The organism is Arthrobacter sp. E44, assembly GCF_041877125.1.
Classification (GTDB): domain Bacteria; phylum Actinomycetota; class Actinomycetes; order Actinomycetales; family Micrococcaceae; genus Arthrobacter.
The window spans coordinates 59,043-72,178 of the sequence record NZ_JBHDJA010000008.1 but is presented as its reverse complement, the minus strand read 5'-3'; the positions used below and the strand labels follow the sequence as shown (position 1 = coordinate 72,178).

Genomic DNA, 13,136 nt, shown 5'->3' with positions numbered 1-13,136 from the left:
GGGTGGTGGATCTTCCCTTGCTTCTTGAGGCCGGGCCCGCGGGCTGGGAGGATTAACGGGTGAGCCCCCTCATGGAGTTTCTCTCCGACAAGTGGTGGATGGTATTTCCGCTGATGGCGTTCGCCGGTCGCTGGGCAAGCGGCTGGCGGCAGGCAGGCGAACGCCGGCACCGGCGCCGGGTTGAACTGTACAAGCTCAGGAACCAGGCGCTGGAAGCCGAAAGGGCCTCCGTGGGCGAGGTGCAGGCGCTGATGGCGACGCACGACGCGACCAATCGGCGGTGGCTCGACTATGAGCTGGACGTGGGCAAGCTGATCGATTTCCCGATGATGACGGACGTCCGCGAACTGCTCACGGTAGCCTTCCTTCGGGCCAAGCGGGAAGCGGACGGCCAGCGGCCCGCCTCAGCCGAAGACCTCCGGTCGGTGGCCGGCCTTGACGCGTACCGGCAGGCGGTCAACAACTTTGCGGTGGCGCTTGACGTGGCCGAGCGGGAAGCCCGGCGCGTCCGGGACAGCAAGTTCAGCGGGCCCGAACGCGAACGGCTGGCCACGGCACGCAAACTGCTGATCATCGCCGAGAACGACGCTGCCACCCCGGCCGAACGTCAAGCCGCCTACAAGCGGGCGCGTCATGAGCTGGACGGCCTCATCGTCCTGCCCGATGTCACGGTGGCGGCCCTCGAAGAGAAGATTGCGCCGGAACTGGATGCCGGGCCACGGCCGCCCCAGTTCCACCAGGGCTGAGTCCCTGCAGGTGCAGTGTGTGGCGCACGCTCTATTTGGACGTCGACGGGGTGGTCTGTCCGTTCGGCCCGGACGGCGTAACCGGCTGGGGCTCTGAATGGCGGCGCGCCAACGTCGGGCTGCTGCCGGTGGCCTTCGCTGCCGAACTCGTGACCGGGCTCAACACCCTGGCCCGGACGCCCTGGCTGCGGTGCGTCTGGCTCACCAGCTGGGAGGAACTGGCCCCGCAATACCTGTGTCCCGCCGTCGGACTTGCCGGCCGGAACTGGCCGTACCTCGCCGCGGACGGGGCCGCCGGCGGGACCGGCTGGTGGAAGCTCCGGGCCATCCAGGCGGATGTTGAAAAAACGGGCCCGGACGCCGTGGCCTGGGTGGACGACCAACTGGCCTTCGAGGCTGAAGCACAGCAGTGGGCCCGGATCCTTGGCCGCCGCATCCTGACCGTCTCGCCGCATCCCCGGCGCGGAATAACGCCTCCGGAACTGGACCGGCTCCGGTCTTTCCTGCTCCAACCCGTGTTTTGACCTCATGCCCGGGACGCGTACGATCGTTAGGGTTTCCCGCCGGTTGTGCCCGCGCCGCAAGTCATTCCACGCAAACAGCTGGTGAACTATGCTGTGCAAGGCAGCCTGGTAAGTGAAACTGCTGACCGTCGACTCTGCAGATTGGGCAACAGGTGGATATCACCTTCATGGTGGCGCTGGTCATCGCACTGGCACTATTTTTCGACTTCACGAACGGCTTCCACGACACCGCGAACGCCATGGCAACGCCCATCGCGACGGGTGCCATCAAGCCCAAGACGGCCGTCGCCCTGGCGGCGGTGCTGAACCTCGTGGGCGCATTCCTTTCCACCGAGGTTGCCAAGACAATCTCCGGCGGCATCATCAGGGAGGGATCCGGCGGCGTCCAGATCACCCCGGAGATCATCTTCGCCGGGCTGATGGGTGCCGTCCTGTGGAACATGATCACCTGGCTCAAGGGCCTGCCGTCCAGTTCGTCGCACGCGCTGTTCGGCGGACTCATCGGCGCAGCCATCGTCGGCGCGGGTTTCAACTCCGTCAACCTTGAAACCCTGCTCCAGAAGGTCATCCTTCCCGCTGTTTTCGCTCCTGTCATTGCCGGCCTCGCCGCCTATGTCTGCACGCGCCTGGCCTACGCCCTGACCTCCCGCCACGATCCCGAGACGGGCACCAAGCTCACCCAGAAGCGCGGCGGGTTCCGCACCGGGCAGATCTTCACCTCCAGCCTGGTGGCCCTGGCCCACGGCACCAACGACGCCCAGAAGACCATGGGCATCATCACCCTGGTCCTGATCGCCGCCGGAACCCAGGCCCCCGGCTCCGGCCCCCAGCTCTGGGTGATCTCGGCCTGCGCCCTGGCCATCGCCATCGGTACTTACGCCGGCGGCTGGCGCATCATCCGCACCATGGGCTCGGGCCTGACCGAGGTCAAGCCCGCCCAGGGCTTTGCGGCGGAGACCAGCACCGCGTCCGCCATCCTCGCGTCCTCGCACCTGGGCTTCGCCCTTTCCACTACGCAGGTGGCCTCCGGCTCCGTGATCGGCTCGGGAATGGGCCGCCGCGGGACCACCGTCCGCTGGAACATGGTGGGCAAGATCGCGCTGGGCTGGCTCTTCACCCTCCCGGCCGCAGGGGTTGTCGGCGCACTGACCGCCCTCCTGGTGAAGACCGGCGCCGTGGGCGTCCTCATCGCCGCCGTCGCGGGCAGCGCGGCTGTCCTGTTCATGTTCTTCTACTCACGAAAGTCCTCCGTGAGCCACCAGAACGCCGTCGAGGTGGAGGAAGCCGGCCAGGCCGTCCGCTTCGCAAAGAAGAAGGCCCGGGCCGAAGCCAAAGCGAAAGCCAAGGCCGACGCAAAAGCCAGGGCAGAAGCAAGAGCAAAAGCAACCGACCGCAAGGAGACTCAACGATGAAGTGGTTGGAACTCCTGACCGTTGCAGGCGCCACCCTCGTGTCCGCGGCAATCGTGGTGACCCTCTACTCGCTGGGTGTCCGGTTCACAGCGATTGCCGCTGACGCCCAGCAGGCGTCCCCCGGCGTCAAGCGCTCCTTCGCCTACATCTGCTTTGGGTTGTGTGGCGTGGCAGTCCTCTTCGGGCTGTACCTGATCATCCCGTACTTCTCGAAGTAGCACTGCCCTTCTCCACGCACCACTGCCGGGCCGGTGGCCGGGCCCGCTGATTGGCGGGGTTGCGCCGGCTCGCTAGGCTGGGCCCATGCCACGCATCCAGTACTTTGTTGCCGCATCCCTTGACGGCTTCATCGCCACCACCACAGACGACCTGGGCTGGCTGTTGCAGTTTGACGGTTTCGAGGGCGGCGCGGACAGCTACAACGACTTCATGTCCGGGGTTGGCTGCATCGTCATGGGCGGGGAAACCTTCGGCTGGTTGCAGGAGCACGAGCCGGGCAAGTGGCCGTACAACGGTACGCCCAGCTACGTGTTCACCCACCACGAATACCGTGCGCCGGAGGGTGCCGACATCACCTTTGTCCGCGGTGACGTCCAGGAATTCATTGCGGACTTCCGGCGTGCCGCCGGGGACAGGAACATCTGGGTGGTTGGCGGCGGCAACCTCGCGGCCCAGTTCGCCGACGCAGGCCTGCTGGATGAAATCATCCTCTCCGTCATTCCGGTGGTGCTGGGCGCAGGGAAGCGGCTGCTGCCCATGAAGGGCCCGACGCCGGCACTTGAGTTGGCTGCCTCCCGCACCCTGGGCAGGGGGATCGTCGAGCTGCGCTACCTGCTGCCCTCGGCTTCCGGCCCGCAGGCCTGAGCCCGAAGGCCCTGGGCCTGACTCAGGCGACGTTATCCCGGAGCATATTGGTGATCCTGGCGGTTGACAGGCGCCGTCCCTGCCCGTCCGTCATGACGATCTCGTGGGTGGTCAATGTGCGTCCCAGGTGAATGGCGGTGCACGTGCCCGTCACCAAGCCCTCGGCGATGGACCGGTGGTGCGTGGCACTGACCTCGATGCCCACGGCGTGGCGGTCCGGTCCGGCATGCATTCCCGCGGCGAAGGAGCCCAAGGTTTCCGCCAGCACCACGTGCGCGCCGCCATGCAGGATCCCCGCCACCTGGGTGTTGCCCTCCACGGGCATGGTGGCAACGGTGCGTTCAGGGCTCATCTCCAGGAAATGGATGCCCATCTTCACCACCAGTGCGCCGACGCCGAACCTCCCCAGCCAGCCGTGCATGTGGTCGGGAATACCGGCAGCTGCCAGCTCTTCGGCGAAAGCGCCCGGCGTGAAATTGTCTGTCATGGCAACTAGGCTGGCACCTGTGAGTGAAACAACCAAACCGGCTCCCTTCCCGTCCCAGGCCATCGATGAGGGGGCTGCCCCGCAGTCCCGCTCCGCCGCCCCAAAGCCTGCTGCCAAGAGCGCCGCCCCCGCTGCCGGAGGGTCTGTTTCAGCTACCGAAGCGCCCGTCATTCCCATTACCGACCAGCCGCGGCTGCTGGTCCTGGACGGCCACTCCATGGCGTTCCGTGCATTCTTCGCCCTGCCCGCGGACAAGTTCTCCACCTCCAACGGCCAGCACACCAACGCCATCCACGGCTTCACCTCCATGCTGATCAACCTCATCAAGGAGCAGCAGCCCACCCACATCGCGGTCGCTTTCGACGTCTCGGACGAATCCACGCACCGGAAGACCGAGTACAGCGAATACAAGGGTGGCCGGAACGAAACACCGCGCGAGATGAGCGGCCAGATCGACCTCATCGCCCAGGTCATGGAAGCCTGGGGCATCAAGACCATCAAGATGCCGGGCTACGAAGCCGACGACATCCTGGCCACCCTTGCCGCCATGGGGGAGAAGGCAGGCTACGAGGTGCTGCTCGTCTCCGGCGACCGGGACGCCTTCCAGCTGATCACGGACAACGTCTTCGTCCTGTACCCGCGGAAGGGTGTCAGCGACATCCCCCGGATGGACGCCGCGGCCATCGAAGCAAAGTACTTCGTCAGTCCGTCCCGCTACTCCGATCTCGCAGCGCTGGTGGGGGAGACGGCGGACAACCTTCCGGGCGTGCCCGGCGTTGGCCCCAAGACGGCGGCCAAGTGGATCAACCAGTACGGCGGCCTGGAAGGCGTCCTGGAACACCTCGACGCCATTGGCGGGAAGGTGGGCGACGCCCTCCGGGAGAACATCGAGAACGTCAAGCGCAACCGGCGGCTGAACCAGCTCCACACCGACCTCAACCTCCCCGTCACACTGGAGGACCTCCACGAGCCGCGCCCGGACCAGGCTGCCCTGGAGGACCTCTTCGACCAGCTTGAGTTCAAGGCCATCCGCGGTCGCCTGTTCGCCCTCTACGGCGACGCAGGCACCCCCGCCGCCGAACGCGAAAGCATCGACACCCCGGAATACACCGCCCCTGCCGACGCCGCCGGACTGGCCGCCTTCCTGGCCGCAGGCGCCGGCCAGCGCTCCGCCCTCGCCGTCGACCTCGTCCCGGGCCGCATCGGCGAGGACGCCGCTGCGCTGGCCATCGTCCGCGGCGACGCCGCGGTCTACGTCGACCTCTCAAACCAGGACGCGGAGACCGAGAACGTGCTCGCGGCATGGCTGCGCGATCCTGAAGCGCCCAAGGTCATGCACGGTTTCAAGGCCGCGCTCAAGGCGCTGACGGCCCGCGGCCTGGAACTGGAGGGCGTGGTGGACGACACCTCCATCTCCGGCTATCTCATCCAGCCGGACCGCCGCACCTATGAACTCGCCGAGCTCGCCCAGCACCACCTCAACGTGGGAATTCCCGCTGCCACTGCCAAAGCCGGGCAGCTGGAACTGTCCTTCGACGGCGATGACAACGCCGCGGCCGATTCGCTCGTCCAGGCCGGCGCCGTCGTACTGGCCCTGAGCCGCTACTTCGAGGACGAACTCAAGAGCCGCAAGGCGGAGGAGCTGCTGTCCACCCTTGAGCTGCCGGTCAGCCGCGTCCTGGCGGACATGGAACTCGCGGGCATCGCCGTCGACATGGACAAGATGGACGACCAGTTGGCCGACCTTGCCAGGGTGATCGACCAGGCCCAGGAACAGGCCTTCGCCGCCATTGGGCACGAGGTCAACCTGGGCTCGCCCAAACAGCTGCAGACCGTCCTGTTCGACGAACTGCAGCTGCCCAAGACCAAGAAGATCAAGTCCGGTTACACCACGGACGCCGCGTCGCTGAAGAACCTCCTGGAAAAGACCGGGCACGAGTTCCTGGTCCAGCTCATGGCGCACCGTGAGGCCGCCAAGCTGCGGCAGATGATCGAGTCGCTGAAGAAGTCCGTGGCGGAAGACGGCCGCATCCACACCACCTACGCGCAAAACGTTGCCGCCACGGGCCGGATCTCGTCCAACAACCCCAACCTGCAGAACATCCCCATCCGCAGCGAGGAAGGCCGGCGGGTCCGCGGGATCTTCGTCGTCAGCGATGGCTACGAATGCCTTCTCTCCGCCGACTACTCCCAGATCGAGATGCGCATCATGGCCCACCTCTCCGGGGACGCTGGGCTGATCCAGGCGTACAAGGACGGCGAGGACCTGCACCGGTTCGTCGGCTCCAACATCTTCCATGTCCCCACGGACCAGGTCACCAGCGCCATGCGCTCCAAGGTCAAGGCGATGTCCTACGGCCTTGCCTACGGATTGACCTCCTTCGGCCTGTCCAAGCAGCTGGAAATTTCCGTTGATGAGGCCCGTACCCTCATGAAGGACTACTTCGACCGCTTCGGCGCCGTGCGCGACTACCTCCGGGGCGTGGTGGACCAGGCCAGGGTTGATGGGTACACGGCCACCATCGAGGGACGCCGCCGCTACCTGCCGGACCTCACCAGCACCGACCGGCAGTTGCGTGAGAACGCTGAACGCATCGCGCTGAACAGCCCCATCCAGGGTTCGGCCGCGGACATTATCAAACGCGCCATGCTCGGAGTCCATGCCGAACTCCAGGCCCAGGGCCTGAAGTCCCGCATGCTGCTCCAGGTCCACGACGAACTGGTCCTGGAGGTGGCGGCAGGGGAGCGGCCTGCCGTGGAGAAACTGGTGACCGAGCAGATGGCCGCTGCCGCGGACCTCAGCGTCCCCCTGGAAGTCCAGATCGGCGTGGGACCCAGCTGGTACGACGCTGGCCACTAGCTCCGCCGCGGACGCCGGCGATATGCGACGCTGTTTTTGCTGGTCAGGCGCCGGATCCATTGGCTAGGCTCGGGTAAATGGGTGATCTGAGCGGAAACTATGAAATCCGGCGCTTTCCTGCCGTGTCCAAAGGCAAAGACGGGTACGCCGAAGCCGAAACCTGGGGCAGGGCGGTGGGCTTCGGCTTCCATGACTCCACCCGCACCCCGGAGCACGTGGCGCGGTCCATGGCCACCTACGAGGTCGACCGCAGGATCTTCACCGGCGCCTACCAGACCGGAACACCGGCAGAGCACTCGCTCCCGGCCGAGGTGCCCGTGGCTACTTTCGGGACGTTCCGCAAAACCCTCAACATAGGTTTTGGCCGGATGCTGGAAGCCCAGATGGTTACCGCCGTCACCGTCCGGACTTCGCACCGCCGCCGCGGCCTGCTGCGGCGCATGATGATCGGGGATCTGCAGGCAGCCAAGGACGACGGCATCGCGGTGGCCGCCCTTACCGCCTCCGAAGGGAGCATCTACGGGCGGTTTGGTTACGGCGTGGCCAGCCTCGAGCGGACCGTCAAGGTGGACACCACGGCCCGGTTCAGCCTGCGCCACCACGCAACGGGAACCGTGGAGGTGGCGGACCCGAGGGTCCTGCTCGACGTTGCCCCTAAAGTCTTCGACCGCGTGCACCGCCACACCCCCGGCTCCCTCGGGCGCCAGGAGTGGTACTGGCTGCTCGCTTCGGGGTCGATGGGCCGTGACGGCAAGGAGGACCCCGCCATCAAGGCGGCTCTGCACTACGGCCCGGACGGCGGCGTGGACGGCTACGTCTCCTACAAGTTCGCCGGCTGGGAGACTACGCCCGCCACCGTGGAGGTCGTGGACCTCGTTGCCGCCACGGATCATGCCTATCTGGAACTGTGGCAATACCTTGGCGCCATCGACCTCGTGGAACGTGTGTCCTGGAACGAGGCCCCGGTGGACGATCCCTTGGCCTGGGCGCTGGTGGACCCGCGGTGCATCGACGCCTCGGACAGCCGCGACATGCTCTGGCTCCGGATCCTCGACATCCAGCAGGCCCTGGCCGCCCGGCGCTACCCTGCGGACGGACGGCTGGTCCTCGAAGTGGGGGACCCACTGGGCCTCACTGGTGGAACTTTCGCGCTGGACGTCCAGGGCGGCGAGGCCGCCGTCGAACGTGTTGCAGCGGGGAAAGCAGACCTGGCACTGGACGTTTCGGCGCTGTCCTCCATCTACCTGGGCGGGATCAGCCCCGTGACGCTGAAGGCGGCAGGTGCCCTCTGCGAGGCAACTCCGGGCGCAGCCTTCAAAGCGCAGCAGCTGTTTGCGGTGGAGCGGCCCACCCACTGCCTGACGCACTTCTAATCCGCTGCCGGCCTGCCCCGCTTCCGCTTTGACCCGCATTGCCGGCAGCGACTAGAATAAACGGGCGTGTACCACGTGCACGCACTTGCTGCCCCTCGAGGGCAGCGTTGAAAAGCAATCCACAAATCAGGATGACCCGGAGGATCCATTTGGATCCACCGCGAATCGCGCCTGCGTTCCATAACGCGGGCGCGCCGGTTTTGCCTGACCGACTAACTATCCACAACGGAGCCCCTACTACATGACCATCACCTCCACCGAGAAGCCCGGTACCCCCGTAGTCGCGATTAACGACATCGGTACCGCTGAGGACTTCCTCGCAGCTGTCGACGCCACCATCAAGTACTTCAACGACGGAGATCTCGTCGAAGGTACCGTCGTCAAGGTCGACCGCGATGAAGTCCTGCTCGACATCGGTTACAAGACCGAAGGTGTCATCCCCTCCCGTGAGCTGTCCATCAAGCACGACGTTGATCCCGGGGACGTTGTCTCCGTCGGCGATCAGGTCGAAGCCCTGGTGCTCACCAAGGAAGACAAAGAAGGCCGCCTGATCCTCTCCAAGAAGCGTGCTCAGTACGAGCGTGCCTGGGGCGACATCGAGAAGGTCAAGGAAGAAGACGGTGTCGTCACCGGTACCGTCATCGAGGTTGTCAAGGGTGGTCTTATCCTCGACATCGGCCTGCGCGGCTTCCTGCCCGCATCCCTGGTCGAGATGCGCCGTGTGCGCGACCTGGCTCCGTACATCGGCCAGCAGATCGAAGCCAAGATCATCGAGCTGGACAAGAACCGCAACAACGTGGTCCTGTCCCGCCGTGCATGGCTCGAGCAGACCCAGTCCGAGGTCCGCTCCACCTTCCTTAACAAGCTGGAAAAGGGCCAGGTCCGTCCCGGCGTCGTTTCCTCCATCGTCAACTTCGGTGCCTTCGTGGACCTGGGCGGCGTAGACGGCCTGGTTCACGTTTCCGAGCTGTCCTGGAAGCACATCGACCACCCGTCCGAGGTTGTCGAAGTTGGCCAGGAAGTCACCGTCGAGGTCCTCGAGGTCGACCTGGACCGCGAGCGCGTCTCCCTGTCGCTCAAGGCTACGCAGGAAGATCCGTGGCAGACCTTCGCCCGCACCCACGCCCTGGGCCAGGTTGTTCCGGGTAAGGTCACCAAGCTGGTTCCGTTCGGTGCGTTCGTCCGCGTCGAAGACGGCATCGAAGGCCTGGTCCACATCTCCGAGCTGGCTGTCCGCCACGTCGAACTGGCCGAACAGGTTGTCTCTGTTGGCGACGAACTGTTCGTCAAGGTCATCGACATCGACCTGGAACGCCGCCGCATCTCGCTGTCCCTCAAGCAGGCCAACGAGGGCGTCGACGCCGACAGCACCGAATTCGATCCCGCCCTGTACGGCATGGCCGCAGAGTACGACGAAGAGGGCAACTACAAGTACCCCGAGGGCTTCGACCCCGAGTCCAACGAATGGCTCGAGGGCTACGAGAACCAGCGCGCAGCTTGGGAGCAGCAGTACGCTGACGCCCAGGCCCGCTGGGAAGCACACAAGAAGCAGGTTGCCCAGCACGCTGCCGACGACGCTGCAGCTGCAACGTCCGGTGACAGCGATTCCGGCACCACCAGCTACTCCTCGGAGCCTGCTGCCACCGATTCCGGTGCCGGCACCCTGGCTTCGGACGAGGCACTTGCTGCCCTGCGTGAGAAGCTGACCGGCAACTAATTGCCGCCGGCCCGGACTCCCGGGCTGACAGCAACAGACCCCCTGCCCACAAGGCAGGGGGTCTGTTGTTTAAGGCGCTGGACGACTGCCGGAAATGGGCCTGTCATCCCGCAAGGTGCTGCCGGTGTTCCCGCCTGGCGGCGCTAAAGCTCGAAGACGGCCAGGACCCTCCCGTCATCCTGCGTCAGTTCCGCGCCCGCGGCCGCCAGCAGCCTTTGGGCGCCCTGGTTTCCGACGAGGGTGCGGGCAGTGACGCGCTTCAGTCCGGCCCGGCGGGCCTCCGCCAGCACTAGGTCCAAGGCGGCGCTGCCAACGCCCCGGGAACGGAAGCTGCGGCCAAGCCAGATGCCGGTTTCCGCCGACGGGACGCCGGCGCCAGGGTTGCGCTTGAGGCGTACGGAACCGGCAATGTGGCCGCCGCTATAGACTGCCCAGGACTTTTCCGCGGCGGGGCCCTCCAGCCCGTCGGCTGCAGCGTGATGGTAGCTGAAGAACCAGGCGGTCCGCTCGAGGTTCCAGCCGGGGCCGCCCACCGGGGGAGCCACCTCATCGGGGGAGGCGTCACGCTTGGCCAGCTCCAGCAGTTGGTCCGCCACCGCCCGGTCAACGTCCACAAGGGTCACGTCAGTCATGGTGTTCATCCACCCATTCCGTTCCGTCGGGAGTAAGCGTGGCGGACCCTGCCGTGAGCTGCAGGACCCGCTCCGTTGCGGCGGCGATGGCGTCAGCGTCGTCGGGTACGGCAACCCGGAGCACGGTATGCCGGTCCTGGTAGGTGGTTTCCGCCATGACCATGCCGGCCGCACGCAGGTCGTTCTCCAGCCGCCCCGCTGCGGCGTGGGGCACGGCGGTGGAACATACGCGCCGCCTGCTGCGCCGGACCAGCGGTGCGAGGTCCAGGGACGCGGAGACTGATTCAGAGTACGCCCGGACCAGCCCTCCTGCACCAAGCAGGACCCCGCCAAAGTAACGTACGACGACGGCACTGACGTCGCTGAGGTCCGTCACCCCTGGGGCGGTTTCCCTCTTCAGGAGGGCTTCGAGCATGGGGATGCCGGCGGTCCCCGCAGGTTCGCCGTCGTCGCTCGACCGCTGGACGGTCCGGTCGGGGCCAATAACAAACGCCGAGCAGTGGTGGCGGGCGTCATGGAACTCGCGGCGAAGGCCTGCCACCAGGTCGCGGGCTTCGTCCTCGGTGCCGGCGCGGCGGAGCACGGTGATGAATCGCGAGCGCTTGACCTCAAGCTCGTGCCGGAAATCCTGCCCAGCTGCCAGTGTGGTGTAGGACGTGGCCCGGCTGTCTGCGTTGTCTGCTGATGGTTCCCCCGGTTTCAACACCGTTTCAGTCTATGGGGAGGCTGCGGGGTCGGCGATCCATGGGACGATCGTCCCTAACCGGCAGCCGCGCCCGGTAACTAGCATGGCCAGTGTCCGATGGCTGGGGCGGGCGGGACCAATTCACCGCAGGAAAGGGAAAGACCATGCCGAAGGTATCGAGGGCCACCGCTTCGTCACATCAGGTGTTGCCGGGATACGTGGACGCGTATGAACATGAGGTTGCAGGTTGGACTGTCAGCATGGAGAACAACTTCATCGACATGGACCAGGCGCTCTTCTTCAAAGGTGCCCCGAACGACCAGTGCCAGGCACACCATGTGGGCTACGTACTTAAAGGAAGGTTCGGAGTCCGGCTGGCCGATGGCAGCGAAGAAATTTTCGAAGCAGGGGATGCGTTCGTCATCGAGCCCGGACACACACCCCTTTCGTTTGCAGGCAGCGAGTATTTGGCCTTCACGCCCACAGAAGAAGCAAAGCGGCAAACAGAGCTCATGATGCCCAACATCATGAAGTTCGCCCAGGAGCAGGGATTGCAGTTGCCGGTGCAATAAGAGCATGCCGTACGGTTCCGGCCCGTGTCGGTTCAGTAGGGTGGGAGGGTGCTGAAGATTGGGTTGACGGGCGGGATCGCCTCTGGGAAATCGGTGGTGGCCGCACGGCTGGTGGAACGCGGCGCCGTATTGGTGGACGCGGATGCCCTGGCCCGTGAGGTGGTTGAGCCCCGGACCGAGGGGCTGGATCGCATCGTCGCGGAGTTCGGCGCAGGGATGCTCGACGGCGACGGGCGGCTCAACCGGCCCCGGCTGGGCGAGGCGGTGTTCGGCAATCCGGAACGCTTGGCTGCGCTGAATGCCATCGTCCATCCCCTGGTGCGCGCCCGTGCCGCGGCCATCACGGCTGCCGCCGCCGATGACGCCGTCGTTGTCCAAGACATTCCCCTGTTGGTGGAGACCGGGCAGGGCGCCGCCTTCCACCTGGTCGTAGTGGTGGACGCCCCCGACGATGTGCGGCTGCACCGCATGCAGGAGTTGCGGGGGATGACCGCGGAGGCGGCACTTTCCCGCATTGCCGCCCAGGCCACCAGGGAAGAGCGGCTGGCCGCCGCCGACGTCGTCCTGGACAACTCAGGGACCGTGCAGCAGCTGCTGGACCAGGTGGACGCGCTTTGGGACCGACGCCTGGTGCCGTTCGCCCACAACCTCGTGGAAGGGAAACGCGCACCGCGACCCGGCGGAGCGGTCCTGGAGCCGTACCGTACGGAGTGGGCGGAGGAGGCAAGCAGGATCGCAGCGAGGATTGCTGCAGCCGCGCCGGACCTCATCCTGGCGGTGGACCACGTCGGCTCCACTTCCGTTCCCGGCCTGGCCGCGAAGGACGTCATCGACCTGCAGGTGGCAGTGCGGGATTTGGAAGCCGCTGAAAAGCTTGCCCCGATGCTGGCCGCTGCCGGTTTTCCGGCCGTCCGTGGAGTGGAGGCCGACTCCCCGAAGCCCGGCGATCCCGACCAGTCGGCATGGTTGAAGCGGTTCCACGCCAACGCTGACCCGTGCCGTGCCGTGAATGTGCATGTCCGTGCCCCCGGCTCGGCGGGCTGGCGTTACGCGCTGATGTTCCGGGACTGGCTGCGGAGCGAGCCCTCCGCGCTGAAGCTTTACGGCGACCACAAGGCGGACCTCGCAGCCCGTTTCGCCGGTTCGCCCACCACCAAGCCGTACGCCGACGCCAAGGAACCTTGGTTCACTGACGTTGCCTGGCCGCGGATGTCGGCGTGGGCTGAGGCAACCGGGTGGGAACCGCCGTCGTACCCGTCCTGAC

13 protein-coding genes are annotated in these 13,136 nt (G+C 66.1%); 10 read left to right on the top strand and 3 right to left on the bottom strand.

The annotated features are described in order from the left end of the window. Positions 1–59: 59 nt before the first annotated feature. The 5 genes from ACETK3_RS09110 to ACETK3_RS09090 all read left to right on the top strand — a co-directional run bounded on the left by ACETK3_RS09110 (position 60) and on the right by ACETK3_RS09090 (position 3,546). On the top strand, positions 60–746 hold the full coding sequence (locus ACETK3_RS09110; protein WP_306970166.1) for a hypothetical protein: 687 nt from the start codon (positions 60–62) through the stop codon (positions 744–746). Positions 747–763: 17 nt separating this feature from the next. Further along, on the top strand, positions 764–1,270 hold the full coding sequence (locus ACETK3_RS09105) for an HAD domain-containing protein (protein ID WP_306970165.1): 507 nt from the start codon (positions 764–766) through the stop codon (positions 1,268–1,270). Positions 1,271–1,422: 152 nt separating this feature from the next. Continuing rightward, on the top strand, positions 1,423–2,682 hold the full coding sequence (locus tag ACETK3_RS09100) for an inorganic phosphate transporter (RefSeq protein ID WP_272910834.1): 1,260 nt from the start codon (positions 1,423–1,425) through the stop codon (positions 2,680–2,682). Further along, complete coding sequence (locus tag ACETK3_RS09095; RefSeq protein WP_236802573.1) at positions 2,679–2,900, top strand: hypothetical protein; 222 nt, start codon at positions 2,679–2,681, stop codon at positions 2,898–2,900. Before ACETK3_RS09100 ends, ACETK3_RS09095 begins: the two co-directional genes overlap by 4 nt. A gap of 85 nt (positions 2,901–2,985) precedes the next feature. Further along, entirely contained in the window at positions 2,986–3,546 is a 561-nt protein-coding gene (locus ACETK3_RS09090; protein ID WP_306970164.1) for a dihydrofolate reductase family protein, read from the top strand. Between the two features lie 22 nt (positions 3,547–3,568). Here the strand turns inward: ACETK3_RS09090 and ACETK3_RS09085 are convergent, their stop codons facing one another. Continuing rightward, the gene (locus tag ACETK3_RS09085; protein ID WP_236802575.1) at positions 3,569–4,033 is read right to left on the bottom strand and encodes a hotdog fold thioesterase; all 465 of its coding nucleotides are present in this window, start codon (positions 4,031–4,033) and stop codon (positions 3,569–3,571) included. A 217-nt stretch (positions 4,034–4,250) separates the two neighbouring features. On the opposite strand from ACETK3_RS09085, the gene polA reads away from it, so the two are divergent. The 3 genes from polA (at position 4,251) to rpsA (ending at position 9,983) form a co-directional block, all read left to right on the top strand. Then, a complete protein-coding gene (gene polA / locus ACETK3_RS09080) occupies positions 4,251–6,893 on the top strand; it encodes a DNA polymerase I (protein WP_306970275.1) in 2,643 nt (880 codons plus the stop codon). Between the two features lie 77 nt (positions 6,894–6,970). After that, positions 6,971–8,266 (top strand): GNAT family N-acetyltransferase, encoded by a 1,296-nt coding sequence (locus ACETK3_RS09075; RefSeq protein WP_306970162.1) that lies wholly within the window; start codon positions 6,971–6,973, stop codon positions 8,264–8,266. A gap of 241 nt (positions 8,267–8,507) precedes the next feature. Then, on the top strand, positions 8,508–9,983 hold the full coding sequence (rpsA, locus tag ACETK3_RS09070; RefSeq protein ID WP_236802578.1) for a 30S ribosomal protein S1: 1,476 nt from the start codon (positions 8,508–8,510) through the stop codon (positions 9,981–9,983). 143 nt (positions 9,984–10,126) lie between these two features. Here the strand turns inward: rpsA and ACETK3_RS09065 are convergent, their stop codons facing one another. Together ACETK3_RS09065 and ACETK3_RS09060 are read right to left on the bottom strand one after the other, a co-directional pair. Next, positions 10,127–10,615, bottom strand: coding sequence for a GNAT family N-acetyltransferase (locus tag ACETK3_RS09065; protein ID WP_373992770.1), 489 nt, complete (start codon positions 10,613–10,615; stop codon positions 10,127–10,129). Continuing rightward, positions 10,608–11,318: a YigZ family protein gene (locus tag ACETK3_RS09060; RefSeq protein WP_306970273.1), complete on the bottom strand. Its 711-nt coding sequence runs from the start codon at positions 11,316–11,318 to the stop codon at positions 10,608–10,610. Before ACETK3_RS09060 ends, ACETK3_RS09065 begins: the two co-directional genes overlap by 8 nt. A 146-nt stretch (positions 11,319–11,464) precedes the next feature. Here ACETK3_RS09060 and ACETK3_RS09055 point away from each other — a divergent pair, with 146 nt between their 5' ends. After that, complete coding sequence (locus ACETK3_RS09055) at positions 11,465–11,872, top strand: hypothetical protein (protein WP_373992769.1); 408 nt, start codon at positions 11,465–11,467, stop codon at positions 11,870–11,872. A 48-nt stretch (positions 11,873–11,920) separates the two neighbouring features. Continuing rightward, positions 11,921–13,135 (top strand): dephospho-CoA kinase, encoded by a 1,215-nt coding sequence (gene coaE, locus ACETK3_RS09050; RefSeq protein WP_306970158.1) that lies wholly within the window; start codon positions 11,921–11,923, stop codon positions 13,133–13,135. The last annotated feature ends 1 nt before the right edge of the window (position 13,136 follow it).